The sequence below is a fragment of the Paenibacillus castaneae genome (genome assembly GCF_002884445.1).
Lineage (GTDB): Bacteria > Bacillota > Bacilli > Paenibacillales > Paenibacillaceae > Pristimantibacillus > Pristimantibacillus castaneae.
Window position 1 is genome coordinate 3795006 of sequence record NZ_KZ614144.1, and the last position, 19364, is coordinate 3814369.

The 19364-nt window shown below is 45.3% G+C and carries 15 protein-coding genes; 6 read left to right on the plus strand and 9 right to left on the minus strand.

From position 1 onward, the window contains the following. Positions 1-316 precede the first annotated feature (316 nt). Positions 317-919 carry a 30S ribosomal protein S4 gene (gene rpsD / locus CEF13_RS17310; protein ID WP_102712374.1) on the plus strand — a complete coding sequence of 201 codons (603 nt, stop codon included), beginning with the start codon at positions 317-319 and terminating at the stop codon, positions 917-919. A gap of 49 nt (positions 920-968) precedes the next feature. On the opposite strand, the gene CEF13_RS17315 is transcribed toward rpsD, so the two are convergent. Continuing rightward, positions 969-2495: a flotillin lipid rafts scaffold protein FloT gene (locus CEF13_RS17315; protein WP_102712376.1), complete on the minus strand. Its 1527-nt coding sequence runs from the start codon at positions 2493-2495 to the stop codon at positions 969-971. Between the two features lie 31 nt (positions 2496-2526). After that, positions 2527-3054, minus strand: a complete 528-nt coding sequence (locus tag CEF13_RS17320; RefSeq protein WP_102712379.1) for an NfeD family membrane protein — start codon at positions 3052-3054, stop codon at positions 2527-2529. Positions 3055-3587: 533 nt separating this feature from the next. Here CEF13_RS17320 and CEF13_RS17325 point away from each other — a divergent pair. Next, positions 3588-6647, plus strand: coding sequence for a transglycosylase domain-containing protein (locus CEF13_RS17325; protein ID WP_102712381.1), 3060 nt, complete (start codon positions 3588-3590; stop codon positions 6645-6647). 49 nt (positions 6648-6696) lie between these two features. Here the strand turns inward: CEF13_RS17325 and CEF13_RS17330 are convergent, their stop codons facing one another. Next, complete coding sequence (locus CEF13_RS17330; RefSeq protein ID WP_102712383.1) at positions 6697-7656, minus strand: aldo/keto reductase; 960 nt, start codon at positions 7654-7656, stop codon at positions 6697-6699. A gap of 166 nt (positions 7657-7822) precedes the next feature. On the opposite strand from CEF13_RS17330, the gene CEF13_RS17335 reads away from it, so the two are divergent. Then, on the plus strand, positions 7823-8206 hold the full coding sequence (locus CEF13_RS17335) for a VOC family protein (protein WP_102712386.1): 384 nt from the start codon (positions 7823-7825) through the stop codon (positions 8204-8206). A 126-nt stretch (positions 8207-8332) separates the two neighbouring features. On the opposite strand, the gene acsA is transcribed toward CEF13_RS17335, so the two are convergent. Next, positions 8333-10057 (minus strand): acetate--CoA ligase, encoded by a 1725-nt coding sequence (gene acsA, locus CEF13_RS17340; protein ID WP_102712388.1) that lies wholly within the window; start codon positions 10055-10057, stop codon positions 8333-8335. Positions 10058-10298: 241 nt separating this feature from the next. Here acsA and CEF13_RS17345 point away from each other — a divergent pair, with 241 nt between their 5' ends. Next, positions 10299-10934 carry a GNAT family N-acetyltransferase gene (locus CEF13_RS17345; RefSeq protein WP_243864344.1) on the plus strand — a complete coding sequence of 212 codons (636 nt, stop codon included), beginning with the start codon at positions 10299-10301 and terminating at the stop codon, positions 10932-10934. Positions 10935-11024: 90 nt separating this feature from the next. Next, positions 11025-12203 carry an acetoin utilization protein AcuC gene (locus tag CEF13_RS17350; protein ID WP_102712390.1) on the plus strand — a complete coding sequence of 393 codons (1179 nt, stop codon included), beginning with the start codon at positions 11025-11027 and terminating at the stop codon, positions 12201-12203. A 91-nt stretch (positions 12204-12294) separates the two neighbouring features. On the opposite strand, the gene CEF13_RS17355 is transcribed toward CEF13_RS17350, so the two are convergent. The 3 genes from CEF13_RS17355 to CEF13_RS17365 all read right to left on the minus strand — a co-directional run bounded on the left by CEF13_RS17355 (position 12295) and on the right by CEF13_RS17365 (position 14701). Next, a complete protein-coding gene (locus CEF13_RS17355) occupies positions 12295-12993 on the minus strand; it encodes a 5'-methylthioadenosine/adenosylhomocysteine nucleosidase (RefSeq protein ID WP_102712392.1) in 699 nt (232 codons plus the stop codon). 5 nt (positions 12994-12998) lie between these two features. After that, positions 12999-14003 (minus strand): catabolite control protein A, encoded by a 1005-nt coding sequence (gene ccpA, locus CEF13_RS17360; RefSeq protein WP_102712394.1) that lies wholly within the window; start codon positions 14001-14003, stop codon positions 12999-13001. 314 nt (positions 14004-14317) lie between these two features. Continuing rightward, positions 14318-14701, minus strand: a complete 384-nt coding sequence (locus tag CEF13_RS17365; RefSeq protein WP_341806247.1) for a hypothetical protein — start codon at positions 14699-14701, stop codon at positions 14318-14320. 387 nt (positions 14702-15088) lie between these two features. Here CEF13_RS17365 and CEF13_RS17370 point away from each other — a divergent pair, with 387 nt between their 5' ends. Further along, on the plus strand, positions 15089-15619 hold the full coding sequence (locus tag CEF13_RS17370; RefSeq protein WP_244917090.1) for a type 1 glutamine amidotransferase domain-containing protein: 531 nt from the start codon (positions 15089-15091) through the stop codon (positions 15617-15619). Here the strand turns inward: CEF13_RS17370 and ptsP are convergent. Together ptsP and CEF13_RS17380 are read right to left on the minus strand one after the other, a co-directional pair. Further along, entirely contained in the window at positions 15616-17358 is a 1743-nt protein-coding gene (gene ptsP, locus CEF13_RS17375; protein WP_102712398.1) for a phosphoenolpyruvate--protein phosphotransferase, read from the minus strand. The genes CEF13_RS17370 and ptsP overlap by 4 nt on opposite strands. Further along, positions 17355-19241, minus strand: a complete 1887-nt coding sequence (locus tag CEF13_RS17380; RefSeq protein WP_102712400.1) for a glucose PTS transporter subunit IIA — start codon at positions 19239-19241, stop codon at positions 17355-17357. Before CEF13_RS17380 ends, ptsP begins: the two co-directional genes overlap by 4 nt. Positions 19242-19364 lie beyond the last annotated feature (123 nt).

The following is a 19364-nucleotide window of genomic DNA, read 5'->3' on the forward strand; positions in this document are numbered from 1 at the left end:
AAAAACACGTAATAATAAAATTATCATACTTCATTTTTGAGAATATTGCACTACTATCCACAATAAATATAGGTCTTACGACTCGTATTTCTTCTGATATATTTTCATACATGAACCTTGACATTCGTCGTAAATTTCATTATTATTTATTGATGGATAGATGGGCGTACGGTTTTGTGTCACCCTCATGAAATACGTTCACTGTAGGCCAGCGGCTGACTAGCCTCACAGGGACGAGCTTGCTCGGACGTTGAACGTATTCGGCGAAACACATTCCCATTCACAAATTTATTTGATGAAGGAGTTAATCTTACGTATGTCACGTTATACAGGACCTAAATTTAAATTAAGCCGCCGCCTTGGAATTTCTTTGAGCGGAACAGGTAAAGAACTAGCAAAACGCGCATTTCCACCAGGTCAACACGGACCTAACCAACGCAGAAAAATGAGCGGCTATGGCGTTCAATTGCAAGAAAAACAAAAACTTCGCCATATGTACGGTTTGAACGAAAAACAATTCCGCAACTTGTTTGACAAAGCGGCAAAAATGAAAGGTAAAGCCGGTGAAAACTTCATGGGCCTCCTTGAAAGCCGTCTTGACAACTTGGTTTACCGTCTTGGCCTTTCCAACTCACGTGCAGGAGCTCGTCAGTTGGTAGCACATGGTCACGTAACTGTAAACGGCAAGAAAGTGGATATCGCTTCTTACAGCGTTTCTCTTGGCGATGTAATCGGTTTGCGCGAGCGCAGCCGTGGCCTGAAAACAATCAAAGAAGCTATGGAAGGTCGTCATCACCTTCCGAACTACTTGGAATTCAGCGCAGACGCTATGGAAGGTAAATTCCTTCGTCTTCCTGACCGTGGTGAGCTTTCACAAGAAATCGACGAGAAACAAATCGTCGAATTCTACAGCCGCTAATAACGGAAAAACCCTTGAACCATTCGGTTCAAGGGTTTTTTTTATGAATTTAAGATAAATCCGGTAGATTAGGAGGCGTTGGCGCTACTGCAAGCTCTGCTGGCTTGGTTACAGGCGTATGCGGTGTTATTGCTTTTGACGTCAATCCCTTAATTAGAGCATTAACATCAATTCCTGAAACACTCTTCAGCATTTCCGGAGCAGTAGACATCAAGGAAGTAACGTAGTTGCTTAACCGTGCTGCACCTTCCCCATTTCCTGTATCTACAATAGTAAGCTTGTCAATATTGCTAATCGGCTGAGCGACTTTCTCAGCAAGCTCAGGCAGCATTTTCACAATAATATCGAGTACAGCCGCTTCTCCGAACTTCGCGAATGCTTCTGCCAGCTTTTCTTTCGCTTCCGCTTCCGCAAGACCACGAAGACGGATAACATCCGCTTCTGCTGTACCTTTCGCTCTCTCTGCTTCTGCAACGGCCAGACCGTCCAGACGCTTCTGAGCGGCATGTGCTTTCGCTTCTGCTTCAATCCGATACTGCAATGCATCTGCTTCACGAAGAAGCTTTGCCTTGTTCGCTTCAGCAGCTTGCTCAACAGCATAACGGTCCGCATCCGCTTTTTTCTTCACCTCAGCGTCATATTGCTTCTCGCGCCGTAATATTTCCTTGCCTTCCAGATCAATCTCACGCTCTTTGCGTACAAGCTCTACCTTCATCTGTTCCTCTACCACGTTTTGCTTGGCACGAGCCTCATGAATAGCGTATGCTTGATCCGCTTCTGCTTTTGCCGTATCTTGGTCTTTTTTAAATGAAGCGACCTTCATTTCTCTTTCTTTCTCTGCTTCTGCTATGTTTGTGTCGCGTACAAGCTCCGCCTTTTGACCGGCTTCTGCTGCGAGCGCTTTCTGAATTCGAGCATCACGCACTGCTTCCGCTTCCGCAATCTCAGCATCACGCTTGACTGCAGCAATGCGGGGTTTACCAAGCGCATCTAAGTATCCATGCTTGTCACGCAAATCTTTAATGGTGAATGAAACGATTTGCAGCCCCATCTTCTTCAAGTCCTTCGCAGCTACACTTTGAACCTCTTGCGCAAATTTATCGCGGTTGCGATATACTTCTTCGACGGTCATGGAGCCGAGAATAGCACGCAAATGGCCTTCCAGCACCTCTTGTGCCTCACTTTTTAGAGCTTCTGTCGGTTTTCCTAGAAATTGTTCGGCAGCTGTCGCCACATCCTCAATAGCGCCGCCAATTTTAATAATGGCTACGCCATCAGCCATAACCGGAACGCCTAGCTCCGTATAGACTTCTGGAGTAGATACATCCAGCTTATGAGATAGTAATGAAAGATACTCGGCTTTCTGGAAGATCGGCAGTATAAATGCGCCGCCTCCTCTTATAATTTTCACTTTACGGCCAGATTCGTCGGTGCTCGCATTTCTTGAACCGAGAAACGAGCCCGTTACGAGCATCGCTTCATCTGGACTAACAGTCCTGTAGCGAGCCCAGAATGCAAGGCCTAGCACGATAATTACACCGATAACGATTGCAGGGATTACGAAATAATCTTCCATATACAAAACTCTCCTCTCCATGATTTATTCGCTATAAACTGATTTCCGATACATAAAGTGTGCTGTCCTTCACTTCTACGACAACGACCTGGCTTCCGCCCGCAATATCCACCCCCTCGAAGCTTGCGGCAATTTGATTGGTAAAGCCCGCCCCCACCTTAACCAAAACCTCGCCATATCCGGAAGCTGGGATGGGCGTCAGAACTTCAGCAAGCATACCAGACATTGTTTGCATTGAGAATGCAATGGAATTTTCACTTTGCTCCATTGGCTTAATATACAAGAAAAACATAGCAATGGCTGCAATTATCGCGATTAACAGCGCTAGCATAACAATGACAGCAGCTCCGAACGTACTGTAGCGCGTGAGCAAAATCCCCGCGCCTCCGAATACCGTAATGCTTCCAACTAGTGCAGTAGGTGACAGCCAGGAATGAGCGTCAAGGGACAAGAATTCAAGCGCTCCGTCAAACACCTGGCCCAGCCAATCACCGAAAACAATACTAATGATTGCATAAAGAATTCCGCCAGTTAAACAAGCCAGAAATAATGTTTCCAACTTCCTCCTCCTCTCTCGGAATCCATATCCTGTTATTGCTTCCTTATTTATTACGCAGCAATTGGGATTATGTTTCCAAAAAATTAAACTTGTTGAATGTTAACTAGTTAACAATCATTTGAAACTGTTTAATCCACATATTCAAACGCACAGCGCCCAGCTGAACGCTGTCTCCTGCTTCACTGATCGTATGCTGTTAGCCACGCACTGTCAATAGCGGCACAATATGGAAACCGCGGTTATCCAGCTCTTCTTACGGTATGCCCTCTCGCCTCTTCGGATATAGTCAAGCTGTCGTTCTAATAAATCATCGTAAGTATTGTAGAACTTTTTCCTCCTTGCCTGCGTCTATATAGACATAAAAAAACCATTTCCAGCCCCAAAGGATAATAAATCAGTCATAGAACATGCAGCGTATCAGATGTTCTCACCACACACCGGATTTCACAAGAAATCAATCAAGTTAAAGCCTGCTTACTACTTTTGTGATTTATGTTATAATAGGTCTGCAATTTGGAGGAGGAGTCATTAGGATGTCAGAAGAACGTCAACCGTCGCCAGCCAAACGAAGCAAATGGCGAACATTCGGATTTATAACTTTTATTACTGTAAAATGGATGGTTTATTTTGCAATCTTCATTGGATTGCTTGCCGGAGGAGCGGTAACCGGCTATGTTGCGGCCAACGTGAAAAATGAAGAAATAAGACCTCGTACTTTAATTGAAGAAAAGGTCGGGGAAAATGCGATAACTGGTTTTGTCTACTTTAATGATGAAACGTTGGTTGGACAATTAAGAACCTCTGAGGACCGAATGATCATTACATACAATGATTTACCGCCTCAAGTTATCAATGCAGTTCTCGGAATCGAGGACAACAATTTTAAGGAGCATAAAGGCGTAGACATTAACGGTCTCGGCCGCGCTGTGAAGCAGAAGCTTCTTAATGAAGATACACAAACCGGAGGAAGTACGCTAACCCAACAGCTTGCCCGCCGTGTTTTCCTCAATTTGGACAAAACGGACAGCCGCAAAATCAAAGAAATATTTTTGGCATTGCGCATGGAACGCTACTTAACCAAAGAAGAAATTTTAGCAGCATATTTGAACAAGGTTCCATTCGGTAACGGTTCAAGCGGATACAATTTATTTGGTATTAAATCGGCTGCCAAAGGAATTTTCAATGTTACCGATTTGAATAAGCTTAATATCGCACAGTCGGCTTATTTAGCCGGGCTTCCTCAGCGTCCTTCCGCCTACACAGCTTATACCGGCAAAGGACAATTCAATGAGAAAGGCTTCGAACTGGCTCTAGGCCGTCAGAAGACCGTATTGAAGCGCATGTTCGAAACAGGTCGAATCACTCAACAGGAATATGATGAAGCGCTGAAATTCGATATTAGAAAGACTTTGGCTGCACCTAGTGTGAAAGCCTACACTACCTATCCTTATTTGATGCTTGAATCGGAGCGCCAGGCCGCTGAGATTCTGCTTATGCAGCAGGACCCGACCTTGACGACTGCTGATTTGCGCAAAAAAGAAAACGCACCTCTAATTGAAGAAGCACGCGATCATCTGCTTCGCGGCGGTTACCATGTCTACACAACAATAGACAAGGATATATATAAGCTTATGCATGAAATTGGAACGAATGAAGAAAATTTCAGCCCATTCAGCGAAGAGAAGGGTCTGGAACAGATCGCTGCGGTCATGCTAGACCATAAAACCGGGGCGATTGTGGGCATGCTGGAGGGGCGCGACTTTTATGAAGAGCAGCTCAATTATGCTACTCAAATGACTCGCCAGCCTGGCTCCACTATGAAGACCATTGCTGCGTATTTGCCTGCAATCGAGCAAGGTATTATACAGCCAGCCAGCATTATTGATGATGCTCCGATCGTAATGAAGGACGGTCAAAAGGGATTCCATATCCCGATGAACGTTACCAAAAAATTCGCAGGACTCGTAACGGCTCGGGAAGCGTTAAACCGCTCGTTAAACCTGCCTGCTCTAAAAATCTTTAACGACGAAGTCAAAATCGAGAATGCTTGGGAATTCGTCAAAAAGCTTGGTATTACAACATTGCAGCCAGAGGATGCTTATGCTCAAACTGGCGTTATCGGCGGACTTAGCATTGGAGTATCCGTTGAGGAGCTCACCAACGCTTACGGCTCCATTCCGAATAAAGGCGTTTTCAATGATGCATATATGATTTCACGCATTACAGACGCTAACGGGAAAATTGTTTACGAGCATAAAACAGAACCGAAACGCGTATTCTCGGAGCAAAGTGCTTTTCTAATGACGGATATGCTTAGAACGGTTATCTCTGATAAATCCGGTTCAGGCTACAAGCTAACTAGCCAATTCGATAAATACGGCAAAATTCCGATTGCCGGTAAAACAGGATCAACCCAAAGCTATGGCGATGTTTGGTTTATGGGCTTCACACCTGACATTACCCTAGGCGTATGGGCTGGTTATGAGGAGCAGATTAACTCCTTAAGTGAGAAAGGTAAAGCAAGAGCTCGCTCCATTTGGGCGCTTATTATGAATAAATTAACCGATACAAAACCTGAAATGTTCGTAACCGATTCCTTTGAACGTCCTGAGGGCATCGTTAAAGCGACAGTATCAACAGCGAGCGGATTGCTTCCAAGTCAATTAACGAAGGAATCCGGGATGCTCGTAACCGATTGGTTTAACCAGAAATATATCCCAACAAAAATAGATGACGCCCTTGTAAGCATGCCTTATATCTCTTTCAATGGCGTTAACTACGTACCAAATCCTGCTACTCCACTCGATATGGTGCAAGAAAAAATTGTAGTGAAACGAAAAAAACCGCTAGATGCATTGATGGATGAAATTGAAGCCGCACAAGAAAAATTGCCTGCCAGCAGCAGACGACCTATGTCTATCTATTTGCCGGCTGATGCAGCTACGAATGCACCATCCAAGCCCGATCCACGAACGGATGACGGAGCCGTTCCACCACCGCCGGCAAGCGTTAAGCTGCAAGCAGCAGACGGCGAGCTCGTTCTCATATTTAGCGATAGCTCGGCTAATGATGTTGTTGGCTACCGCGTATACAGATCGGTTAACCAAGGCGCTTTCGAGAAACAAGGCTCCTCGATCCTTGTAGGTCAGGAAAAGAAAATGAAGTTTACGGCATCCAGCTCGCAAAACTATTCATTTTATGTTACGGCAGTCGATGTTGTTGGCAATGAATCGGCACCAAGCCAAATCATGAAATACGGAAACGTGCCAATCCTGCCTGATCCGTCGGATGAAGGCACAGAGCCAGGTGGAAATGAAGCCGTTTCAGGTCTCCCTTCCGCTCCAACAGGCTTGCAGGCAGAGAAAACAGATCTTAGCGTACGCCTAAGCTGGACGCCTAACAGTGTTTCTGATCAGGTGACACAGTATCATATTTATTACAGCTCCAATAACGATGGGCAATATACAAAAATCGCATTTACCGCTGAAACGAGCTATGAATATGTGGCCCCTCTCATTACGGGAACCTTCTATATTACATCCGAAAATGATAAAGGCCAATCAACCGCTTCGTCAAAAGTAACAGTTAATTAATCAACAGACAGGCAGCATTCTCTACTGAGAATGCTGCCTGTTTCTCGTTTCAGATCATATAGGATGAATCCGTTTCAAACAATCGGCTAATTTGCTCATAGTCTTCCCTGGACAGTCTCCAGCTTGCTGCTGCAGCATTTTCTTCAATCTGCTTGCTCGTCTTCGCTCCAACAACAACGCTTGTAATACTAGGTCGATACAATAGCCAATTGATCGCCACTTGGTTAAGCGGTTTGCCTATCTCTCTAGCCATACCGGTAAACGCCTCAATAATAACTATATTTTTAATGAACTGCTTGTGGGAATATAACGGATTAAATTGTAATCGTACATCCGCCTTTGGCAGTCTTGTCAAATAATTAAATTTTCCTGTTAATAGCCCCTGAGCCAGCGGGCTGCGGGCAATAAAACCAATATTTTGCTGGTTCGTATAAGGAAGCGCTGCATGCTCCACATTACGTTGAAAAAGATTATACGCTGATTGCAGCGATACAATATTGCTCACTGACTGAGCTGTAACTAGCTGCTGAACATTGAAATCAGATACCCCGATACTCCTTATTTTCCCCTCCTCTACTAGCTTGTTAAGTGTTCCGAATATTTCATCCACTGATTGCTTGCCTGTAAATTCCGGCCAGTATACCTGATACAAATCAATATAATCGGTTTTTAAAAGGCGTAAACTAGCTTCTACTTCTTGCACAATATCCATTGATGCTGCATCAATGCTGGAAGAACCGTGCTCATTCCGTGCTAAACTGCCTTTGACAGCAATAATGACGTTCTCGCGAATCGGCTTCAATACTTTGCCCAGCACTCGTTCCGCTAATCCGAGCCCGTAGGCAGGTGCTGTATCAAACAAAGTAATTCCCAAATCATAAGCTTTGCGTATTGCTCCTTCTATCTGCTCTTCCTTCACATCTTCTAAGCCGGCTGCGCCCGCAGCCCAAGCTCCGAATCCAATTACGGACGTTGAAAGCTCGCTACTGCCTAATTTCCTTTTATTCAAGAAGGAAGCCTCCTTTACCTTACTATTCCCACCTATTTACTAGTAATTATAAATATGGTTGACTAAATGTCAATCCATTTTTTACAATATATTATTTATGATAGAAATCTTCCATATTTAATGATAATATATTTCAAAACAAATAGACTTGAGAGGAACGATTACATTGAGTAAGAAGCGACTTGATCACGTTGGCGTTATGGTGAAGGATATGAATACTTCTATTCCTTTTTACACAGACATATTGGGCTTTGAATTAAAGGGCAGGGTGCCGCATACCAATGGGGTAATTGAGTTGGCTTTTCTTGGATTCGGACTAGACGATGAGACCGATCTTGAGTTGATCCAAGGCTATAACGACAGTCTTCCCGTTGAGGGAAAGGTTCATCATTTTGCTATAACAGTTACCGACGTACAAGCTGAGTTTGAACGTTTAAAGGGGCTGGACGTTACATTTATTGACGAGGAGATTACAACGCTTCCGAATGGTTACCGATATTTCTTTGTTGAAGGTCCTGACGGAGAACGGATTGAACTGTTTCAACGTTAACATTTACGGAGTTTATTGTTAACCTTCTTCGTTGGATGAGCTCATTTCCGCCATAAGTATAAATAGGGCTGCCGCCCAAGGCCATTGACCTTGGGCGGCAGCCCCTTTTCACATTATGCTGATGGTTTAATCCTCAATTGTAGACAAATCACCTGTTGGCAAGTTGAGCTCCCAGGCTTTTAGCACCCTGCGCATAATTTTGCCGCTGCGCGTCTTAGGAAGCTTATCCTTAAACTCGATTTCTCGTGGTGCTGCGTGGGCAGATAAGCCCACTTTGACGAATTGGGAAATTTCCTGTTTAAGCTCATCGGACGGTTCATATCCTTCACGAAGCGCAATGAATGCTTTAATAATTTCTCCGCGCATAGGGTCTGGCTTACCTATAACTCCAGCCTCTGCAACTGCTGGATGCTCGACAAGCTTGCTTTCAACCTCAAACGGGCCCACCCGCTCTCCAGCGGTGTTAATAACATCATCAATACGTCCCTGGAACCAGAAATAACCGTCTTCATCCATGTATGCGGAATCGCCCGAAATATACCAGCCCTTCACGTAAAAATATTCCTCGTACTTCGAAGGATTATTCCAAACCTTGCGCATCATCGCTGGCCAAGGAACCTGGATAGCTAAATTGCCCATTCGATAAGGCGGCGCCTCATTGCCGTTATCGTCAATAATGGCAGCCTTAACGCCTGGCAATGGCTTACCCATTGAACCTGGCTTAATATCCATGCTCGGATAGTTGCAAATAAGCTGCGCACCTGTTTCCGTCATCCACCACGTATCATGAATACGCTGGCCATAAACCTTCATACCCCAACGGACTACTTCTGGGTTCAATGGTTCTCCGACACTAAGCACATGACGCAGGCTGGAAAGATCAAACTGCTGCGAAATATCGTCTCCTGCTCCCATTAGCATCCGGAATGCCGTAGGAGCGCTGTACCAGACGGTTACGCCGTATTTCTGTATTACGCTATACCAATCGCTCGGGCTGAAGCGACCGCCCCGAATGACGTTTGTGACGCCGTTAAGCCATGGCCCGAATATGCCGTACGAGGTACCGGTTACCCAGCCTGGGTCGGCTGTACACCAGTAAATATCATCCTCTTTCAGATCAAGCACAATCTGTCCTGTATACTTATGCTGCACCATAGCATTCTGAACATGATAAACACCCTTTGGTTTACCGGTAGAGCCAGATGTATAATGTAAAATTAGACCATCCTCGCGGTCAAGCCATTCTATCTCAGCTTGGTCGGAAGCAGCTGCCATCTCTTCGGCAAAATCAATAATGCCCTCTTCCTTCGGCACGCCTTCACCAAATACAATAATATGCTTTAGGTCAGGCAGCTCATCACGTTTAATTCGTTTAAATAAAGCAGGAGTTGTTATAATCGCTGTTGCTTCGCTGTCTTTTAGTCTATCCTTTACCGCCGTCTCCATGAATGCCTCGAATAACGGTCCTACAACAGCACCGATCTTCAAAGCTCCTAGTGCGCTGAAATAAAGCTCAGGCGTTCTCGGCATAAAAATAAACACTCTCTCGCCCTTGTTGATGCCCAGCTTGCGCAGCACATTCGCGAATCGGTTGGATTGCTTACTGAGCTGCTCAAATGTATAGGATTCATCCCGTTCATTATCGCTGTAATAAAGTGCGATCTTGTCCCCTCTGCCTTGCTCGAGGTGACGGTCAATTGCTTCATAAGCCATATTCACTTTACCCGTACTGTGCCAACTAAATTGGCTCTCGATTTGATTCCAGTCAAACGAACCTGCGGCTTCCTCGTAATTTTTTAAATTTGGATTAGCTGCTGTAGCTGGAATTCGTTCCTGATGCAAGTTGATCATATTGTCACTCTCCCATCAAATCTGTCTATCATCACCCAAGAGAATACGCTTACAAAACCAAGTCAAGCTTGAGGCAGACAAGCTGACAACAGTTGCGCTCCCAATGGCTTTAAACCGCCAAACCTATTATAGCATAACTTTTTTCTATTCGACTATGCTTTTCATTTCTCTAAATGTTTGTTATAAACAATATTAGAGATGTGCAAACAGACCGAACTATATAGGCAAAGGGGGTAGAGCCTTGGAACATCGAAAGCGCTTGCAGCGAGAACAGCTCGCTCTAGACGCAAGCCGCGAGCTAATCATAGAAGGCCCTGTTCCACCCGAGAGACTTGCCGGGATGAATATGCATAAGTCGTTGGACGCATTTCGCAGACCCCATGAGCAGCATGAAGCGCTTGTTGAAATAGCCGGATTGGATGAAGGGCGAATCATTCTGGCTCGTGAAGGAAACACCATCGTCGGCTATGTGACATTTCACTATGCAGATGAGCTGGAGCGCTGGTCCGAAGGCGGTATGGTCGATCTTATCGAGCTTGGGGCCATTGAAGTAGCCGATGACTATCGTGGTTACGGCATAGGCAAAAAAATGATACAGCTCGCATTTGCAGAGGAGCAGCTGGAAAATGTAATTATTTTTACGACTGAATATTATTGGCATTGGGATCTCGAAGGCACAAAGCTGAATGTTTGGGACTATCGTAAAATGATGGAAAAATTAATGAAATCTGTCGGAATGGTCTGGTTCGCTACTGATGATCCCGAGATTTGCTCCCACCCGGCCAATTGCCTGATGGTCCGAATTGGCAAGGAAGTTCCGCTAAGCTCCGTGGAGCATTTCGACCGCGTACGCTTTCGTCAACGATTTATGTATTAAGCACCGCTTACGAAGATAGGTTTGCTTCGCAAACCTTGGCTTATGCTTACGAAGATAGGTTTGCTTCGCAAACCTTTTAGGAGGATAGGGATGGCGTCTGATGCTGTTTTCATACATGATTTCAATTCAAACGGATATAAATTTGGTGAGGAGCATCCATTCGATCCTCTTCGTCTTACTATTACAATCGATTTGCTTAAAGCAGTGGATGCTTTGAAAGAGGAACAGCTTGAAACTCCCCCTGCTTACTCAGAAGAGGAGCTGCTTTCACTTGTTCATCGTACTGACTATTTCAATGCTGTCAAACAATTGAGCGAGCAGCATAGCTATGAGGAAGGCAATGCGGTTGCAGAGCAATTCGGCCTGCATACAGAGGATACACCTTATTTCCCTGGCATCCACAAGGCAGCAATGACGATCGTCAGCGGCTCTGTAGCAGCCGCTGACGCGGTTATGACAGGAAGAGCCAAGCATGCCTACCATCTTGCCGGAGGGCTTCATCATGCCTTTCCTGATCGCGCATCAGGCTTTTGCGTATACAATGACGCAGCTGTCGCTATCAAGCATATCCGACAAACGTATGGCGCACGCGTGTTGTATATCGACACTGATGTTCATCATGGAGATGGTGTGCAATGGGTTTTTTACGATGATCCAGACGTTTGCACCTACTCGATTCATGAAACAGGCAAGTTTCTGTTTCCTGGAACTGGATTTGTGCATGAAAAGGGTATTGATCATGGCTTTGGCGCGTGCTTTAATGTGCCGCTTGAGCCTTATACGGAAGACGATTCATGGCTGGAGAGCTTTAATGTCACGATTCGCAAAGTGATAGCGGCTTTTAAACCGGATGTTATTATTAGCCAGCACGGCTGCGATGCACATGTGTTCGATCCACTCTCCCATGTTCATTGCAGCATGCGCATTTATGCTGAAATTCCAGCGATTATCCATGAGCTGGCACACGAGCATACAGATGGTCGATGGATTGCTCTCGGAGGAGGAGGCTATGATATTTTTCGCGTGGTGCCAAGAGCGTGGTCGCTCGTTTGGCTTACGATGATTAATCATCCCATAGCTGAAGCCATTGCTGCAGGCATAGAGCTGCCGCTGCCCGAGAGCTGGCTCAAACATTGGAGCACCATTAGCCCCTTTGAGCTCCCTCCGCAGTGGCTCGACGATATTAACAGCATCGAGCCTATTCCGAGACGCGCTGAAATAACGGAGAAGAATAGAGTTATCCAAGCCATTGCCATACAAGATTTATGAATGCTGTTGGGCTTGGTGCCTCCAATCAACAAAAAAAAGCAACAGCTTGGACAATTTCTCCATACTGTTGCTTTCTTTATTGGGTGTTTTATTAAGCGTGCTGAACAATATCATCAATAATCTGATAAGAGTTATTGGCAGCCGTCACAGTGAATTCCGAAAAATTCACATGGGCTGAACCATCCGCCTTGTCAGACATCGATCGAATAATAACGAATGGAATTTCATTCATATCGCATACTTGCGCCACCGAAGCGCCTTCCATCTCTGCGCATGCGCCTTGCATCGTTTCATGCAGCAGCTTGACCGTCTCGCGGCTTGCAATAAATTGATCGCCTGACAGAACTTTTCCTTTCAGACTGCGTCCAGAAAAGAGACGTTCGCTTGCTGCGGCAGCAAGCTCGACTAATCGTTCATCTGCAGGAAATTCTGATCTAACGTGAAATGGAATGGTTCCGCGGGCAAAGCCAAGCGGCGAGCAATCCATGTCATGCTGAATACAGCTTGTCGATACCACGATATCTCCTATGTTCAACTGCGGATCCACTGCTCCGGCCACACCGGTAAACAGAACAGAATCTGCGCCCAAATCAAGCAATATTTGTGTACATACAGCTGCATTGACTTTGCCTACACCAGATTTGCAGTAGATAACGGCTTTGCCATGAAGCGTGCCTTCGTAATACGTTATTCCTGCTTTTGTAATCTCAGACACTACGTCCACATGCTCATGCAGCAATTCAATTTCTTCCGCCATAGCGCCTATAATTCCAATTTTAGCAAACGACATTTTTTCTATATTCCTCCGACTGATTGACGTTGAACTATCTCATGCGGAAGCACGACTTTGGACTCGTCAACATTTTCCTTCTTCATCAGTTTCGTCAGCAAGCGCATTGAAACCGCACCGATATCATACATCGGCTGAGCTACAGCAGAAAGCTGCGGACGGACCATGGATGCCATACGGCTATTATCAACACTAATGACCGAGATATCGTCAGGCACTCTTAGGCCTGCATCCTGAATGCTGTGAATAGCTCCAATCGCCATTTCATCCGTTGCCGAAAATACAGCTGTCGGACGCTCGTCCAGCTCAATGAAATATTTCATCGCGTCTGCACCTGATTCATAACGGTAATTGCCAATCCGCACTAAAGTATCGTCATATGCAATACCAGCTGATTCCAGCGCATTCTTATAGCCTTGGAATCTCGCATAACCGATTGATGGGTCCTGAAGCGTACCGCTGATCATTGCGATTCGTTTATGGCCTTGCTCGAGCAGCAGCTTAACAGCATCAAACGCCGCTTCCTCATGATTAATGTCGACAGAAGGAATTTGCCCGCTTTCGTCTGACGTAGCGCATAATACGATCGGAACATTAGCTGTTTTGAAAGCTTGCAGATGCTCTTCCGTAACTGCACCGCCCATGAATAACAATCCGTCTACCTGTTTCTCCAATAGCGTGTTGATAACACGGATTTCTTTATCCTTCTTCTTATCGGCATTACACAAAATTATATTGTAATGGTACATATTTGCAATATCTTCAATACCGCGAGCTACCTCTGCAAAAATAGCGTTAGAGATATCGGGAATAACTACGCCTACTGTTGTCGTCTTCTTGCTTGCGAGACCGCGTGCTACCGCGTTCGGACGATATCCTAGCCGTTCAATTGCTTCAAATACTTTCTTCCTTGTTGCTGGTTTCACATTGGGATTGCTGTTCACAACCCTAGAAACCGTAGCCATTGACACTCCTGCTTCTCTTGCTACATCATAAATAGTTACCGTCACATTGCTTCTCTCCATTAGCTCAGATTTATTATTTACGTACGCCACATATTAACGTAATCATAGCATAAAGGGATTGGCAACGCAAAACAAAAGGCGGCAAAAACCGTGATACTCCAAGCTTTCATTGATTTTTCATGAATTATTCACAAGTCATGTTTTACCTTATTTTACATAATTATTACGAGAAGTTCTGGAATTAAGAAATTTACTTCTATGTCGTTGAACTAGGTATACACAAAATGACACCCTCTATTATTCATCAGAATAACTAATGAGTTATTCAAAAGAATATATAAAGGGTGTGTTCAAGTCCTCTATGTACGCAGCGTTCGCCTACTTAATTGCTCTAGTCTTTTCTTTAAATCTTGAATCCATGCTTCATCATTAAGCGACTGGGCTAGCAAATACAAATCCAGCAGTTTGTTGATTCGTTTCTCAATCAATCTCTCTACGGCAGGCTGGTCCATCATGCCCTTGCCAGCCTTCGCCTCCACCAACAAATTTGCCCATTCATTGCATTCATTAAAAAGGAAAGTTTGTTTATCTGGCTCGGCTCCAAGCTGGGAGATCAATCCCGTTAAATCTGGTTTTACCTCAGGAAATACCTCACTCCTGTTGCAGGCCGTGCAGGAGTAGATCGGAACGTTATCGATTTCCACCTTCCCTGAGTAAATAACTGTGCGCAGTTTCATCTTCATGATGTCACCACAATGACACCGCTTGTGCAAAATGGTCCACTCCTTCTTATAGCAGTTGAGCATCTCTAACAGAGTTATATGATATAAATGATTCGACCTTTTTCGCGAAAATCCCTGCTTCGTTCTGTATGTAATTTTTGCTACTTGTAACTGGCTAATAATGAATATGTATGATCCAGTAAGAGGAGATAATTCTCCAAATCCAGCCGATTGGAGACACCGCTGCAATGGACCTCCAGATAGCCGCCCAGATACAAGATACAATTATTCCGCACATCAGGCGGATAAGTCTAACCTAACGAAATGAAGGATAGACAGCGTTTGTTTGCTTCATCGTTTCACCTTCGTTACAATGATAGAGATATTTTATAGATGGAGGGGAATAGCGTGTCATTGCAAAACAAAACGGTCATCTGCTTGCTGGACGACGAATTTGAAGATTTAGAGCTATGGTATCCCGTTTACCGTGTTCGCGAAGCAGGTGCTACCGTGCTTTATGCAGGTCCGGAAAAAGGAAAAAAACATATTGGCAAATATGGCGTGCCAGCTGTGGCTGATCTGTCTTTTGATGAGGTGAACAGCGAGGATGTCATCGGTTTGCTTGTACCTGGAGGTTGGGCTCCCGATAAGCTGCGCCGTTATCCGAAAGTACTGCAGCTTGTACAAGAGCTAAATGCGGCTAATAAGCCGATTGGTCAAATTTGTCACGCAGGCTGGGTTCTAGTCTCGGCAAAAATCTTAGAAGGGCGTAAAGTAACCTCTACACCCGGTATTCGTGATGATATGGAAAATGCAGGCGCCACATGGTTTGATGAGGCAGTCGTCGTAGACGGGAACCTCATATCTGCTAGACGCCCGCCAGATCTCCCTCCGTATGCCAAAGCTTTCGTAGATGCATTAGAACAGCGAATGGTTTAACCATTCGCTGTTTTGTGGTCTATTGCCTTCATAAAGCCATTCAAATGTTCTAAAATTTCGGTACTGGTTCGACACCCGAACAACTTCTCATATACAGCCCGGCTGTCCTCCTGCGTCGTGCAAAGCAATCTTTCCTTCACAAGCAGTATGGAATGCGAGGACATGCTAAGCTCATCTACATCAAGGCTAAGCCAAATCGGCAGCGCTCTTAAATCACCTGCCAGCTCTCCGCATACACCTACCGTAATCCCTTTTCGTTTAGCGGCATCAACCGTCATCTGCAGCATACGGATTAATGCAGGATGATACGGCTCATATAAATGCGATATTTCTTCATTCATCCGATCCACTGCTAATGTAAATTGAACTAAATCATTGGTTCCAATACTGAAGAAATCAACCTCTTCCGCCAGCAAATCAGCAATCATGACCGCGGCAGGCACTTCAATCATAATTCCGATTTTCATGCTTCTGTCATAAGGAATGCCTGCTTGCTCAAGCTCGCCCTTCGCCTCATTCAGTACCGCTATTGCTGCTCTTACCTCGTCAACAGAAGAAATTAGCGGAAACATCAGCTTGATCTGCCCGTAGCAGCTTGCCCGTAATATGGCGCGAAGCTGAGTTTTGAACAAATCTTGTCGATCAAGCGAAATACGAATAGCTCTATAGCCTAAGAATGGATTATCTTCCTCCGGAAGCTCGAAATAGTCGAGCTGCTTGTCACCGCCAACATCCAAAGTACGAATAACGAGTGGCTCGCCGCCAAGCTTCTCAGCTACACTGCGATAAACCTCGAATTGTTCCTCTTCCATTGGAAAACGATGCCGATCCATATACAAAAACTCCGTTCGGAAAAGGCCGACGCCATGAGCTCCGCTCGACAATGCAATTTCAAGCTCCTTGTAAGAGCTGATATTTGCTGCTAGCTCCAACGTCTTGCCGTCAGGGGTGATGGAAATATGGTGTGCAATGTCGTGCAGCTTCTTCTTCGCCTCTTCTTGCCGAATGTGAAGCTCGGTATAGGCATCGATAATATGCTCCGCTGGATCGATGAACAGCGACCCATCACTTCCGTCAATAATTATGGTTTGGCCTGTTTGAATCGGCTCTGGAAGCTTCGGCTCAACGCCCACAACAAGCGGCACGCCTAATGCACGCGCCATTATGGCGGAATGTGAGGTCGTGCTTCCAGCAAGCGTTACAATGCCAAGCACATGCTTTGGATTAATATGAGCAAGCTGTGAAGGAGAAAGCTCTTTGGCGATGAGGATAAATGGCTGTGTATCCGACGGCAGCGTAATTTCTGGAGCGCCAAGCAAATGCTTCAGCAATCGGTTTCCTACATCCTTAATATCAAGAGCTCTTTCTTTCATATATTCATCATCCAGCAGATCAAACATCGTTACAAAATGATCAATAGCTTCCTTAACAGCTACCTCAGCAGCTTTATACTGACGCTGGATGATGCCTTGTATTTCATTCATAAAAACAGGATCGTCCAAAATGGCTATATGAGCATCGAATATATGGGTTTCCTCCGAGCCGACAACATCTCTCAGATCATCCTTGATCTGTTCAATTTCCGACTTGGATGTACGAATGCCTTCGTACACACGTTCGAACTCGCGGGCAAAATCGGCAACATCTATCTTTTGCTCCGGCAGCTCCCACTCCCAATTAGGAAGCACAAACGATCTCCCAATCGCTATGCCTGCAGACGCTCCTATACCTTGAATCATTGTGTTTCCCCTCCACTATTTCTCTCTTTCAGTACAACTGACATTACCGAGGACTGTCCTTTTTTCACCGCTTTGAACGGTGCGAAGCGCCATGAGTGTACAAGATCAGAATTCGTGATGACCATTGGTGTAGCCAGCGACTTGCTTTCCTTGCGGATTCGTTGCAAGTCAAACTGAATGAGGAGCATGCCTGGCGTCACCTCGTCGCCTTCTTTCACGACTGCCTTGAAATAAGCTTTGCCCGCGAGTCTGGACGTTTCGATACCGATATGCAGAAGCACCTCTAGCCCCTCTGGCGTTAATATGCCAATGGCATGCATAGTCGGATAAATATGAATAACTTTACCTTTCACTGGCGATACAAGTTCACCTTTGTCCGGTATAAAGGCAACGCCTTGCCCTACAAGCTTGCCGGCAAAAATCGGATCCGGAACCTCTTCGAGCGGAATCATGCGTCCCTGCATAGGAGAATGGAACAGTACCTGTGCTTGGTCGCGATGTATGGTTTTGACCATTTCCTCGCGAATAAGCTCAGAAAACGTTCCGAAGACAACCTGAACATGTCCCCCTCCAAGTCGAATTACGCCTGCTGCTCCGAGATTTCGAAGAGCATTTACATCAAGCAGCTTCTCGTCCGAAACTTTAAGCCGCAATCTCGTAATGCATGACTCCATCCTCTCAATATTTTGCTTGCCGCCAATGGCTTGCAAGATGAGTGGAGCGCGATAAGGGATATCCCCTGCCCATTCGTCAAGCTGCGAGCCTTCTTCGCGGCCGGGTGTCGGAATGCGGAAGCGGCGAATGGCCCAACGAAATAAGAAATAATAAACGAAGCCAACTACAATACCAATCGGTATGATGAGCCACCCGCGCGTTGCCAGATGCTCATTAATAGCGAAATCAATCGCCCCTGCCGAGAATGAGAAGCCGTGCCTTATGCCTAGCTCGTAGGTCAGCCACATAATAATGCCGGACAGAATAGCATGTACGACATAGAGATAAGGAGCCACGAACAAAAACGCAAACTCCACCGGCTCGGTTACACCGGTTAGAAATGATGCTAATGCCGCGTATAGAAACGTTTTTCGGATTTTGGGCTTTAAATCCTCGCGAGCTTCATGAATAATCGCGAAAGCGATAGCTGGCAAAGCGAACATCATCGTGGGATATAATCCCGCCATGAACGCACCGGCAGTTGGGTCTCCTGCAAAGAAGCGCGGCAAATCGCCATACACCATATTACCAGCAGGTGTTTCATAGCTGCCGATTTGAAACCAAAATACATGACTGACTAAATGATGAAGGCCAAAAACAACCAAAATCCGATGTACGAAGCCGTATAAAAAAACACCAAAGCCGCCACCCGATGCAGCAATTTCACCAAGCTTAATAAGCATTTGCTGCAAGTAAGGTGCGAACCTTATCATACCTATGGAGAAAAACAAAGAAATAAAACTAACAAATAATGGTACGAACCGAGGCCCTCCAAAAAACTGTATGTACTCCGGAAGTTTTAAGCTCTTTAATCGTTCATGACTTACACCTGCCAAAATACCGATTAGAGATCCAATAAGAACGGTTGGTTCAATCGGAACTTCTGCTGTCCCCGTAATACCGCTATAAATGATCATGCCCAGCAGCGCAGCCATGCCGGCAGCGAGAGCATTTCCAGTTAATCCTAGAGATATGCCCAGGGCAAATATATATGGCAGAAACGTAAAAATCGTTTCACTAGCCGTTACTAAATAACCCTCCATGCCTGGCAGTCCTATGTAATCCCAGGGGAGTTTGCTTAAACTCAAAAAAATTGCCGCCCCCGGCAATACAATCATCGGCAGCATAAATGCTCTGCCGAGCTGCTGCAGGCTTCCTATGAAAATCATCATACACCTCCCTAATAAATATTATATAACGATGTTAAGCGTTTGCTAAGTTTTTGTCAAAATAAAAAGGCGAGCCGTGAAGGCCCGCCAATGTTGATGATTCTTTTCTTCATGTTTAAAAAC

Excerpts from the sequence above, each read along its gene's own strand:
- acsA (WP_102712388.1), bottom strand. The coding sequence starts at position 10,057 with ATGATCAACTTGCATCAGGAACGAATTCCAGCTACAGCAGCTAATCCA.
- CEF13_RS17325 (WP_102712381.1), top strand. The coding sequence starts at position 3,588 with ATGTCAGAAGAACGTCAACCGTCGCCAGCCAAACGAAGCAAATGGCGA.
- CEF13_RS17355 (WP_102712392.1), bottom strand. The coding sequence starts at position 12,993 with ATGTCGTTTGCTAAAATTGGAATTATAGGCGCTATGGCGGAAGAAATT.
- rpsD (WP_102712374.1), top strand. The coding sequence starts at position 317 with ATGTCACGTTATACAGGACCTAAATTTAAATTAAGCCGCCGCCTTGGA.
- CEF13_RS17365 (WP_341806247.1), bottom strand. The coding sequence starts at position 14,701 with ATGAAGATGAAACTGCGCACAGTTATTTACTCAGGGAAGGTGGAAATC.
- CEF13_RS17380 (WP_102712400.1), bottom strand. The coding sequence starts at position 19,241 with ATGATTTTCATAGGAAGCCTGCAGCAGCTCGGCAGAGCATTTATGCTG.
- CEF13_RS17350 (WP_102712390.1), top strand. The coding sequence starts at position 11,025 with ATGGCGTCTGATGCTGTTTTCATACATGATTTCAATTCAAACGGATAT.
- ptsP (WP_102712398.1), bottom strand. The coding sequence starts at position 17,358 with ATGATTCAAGGTATAGGAGCGTCTGCAGGCATAGCGATTGGGAGATCG.
- CEF13_RS17315 (WP_102712376.1), bottom strand. The coding sequence starts at position 2,495 with ATGGAAGATTATTTCGTAATCCCTGCAATCGTTATCGGTGTAATTATC.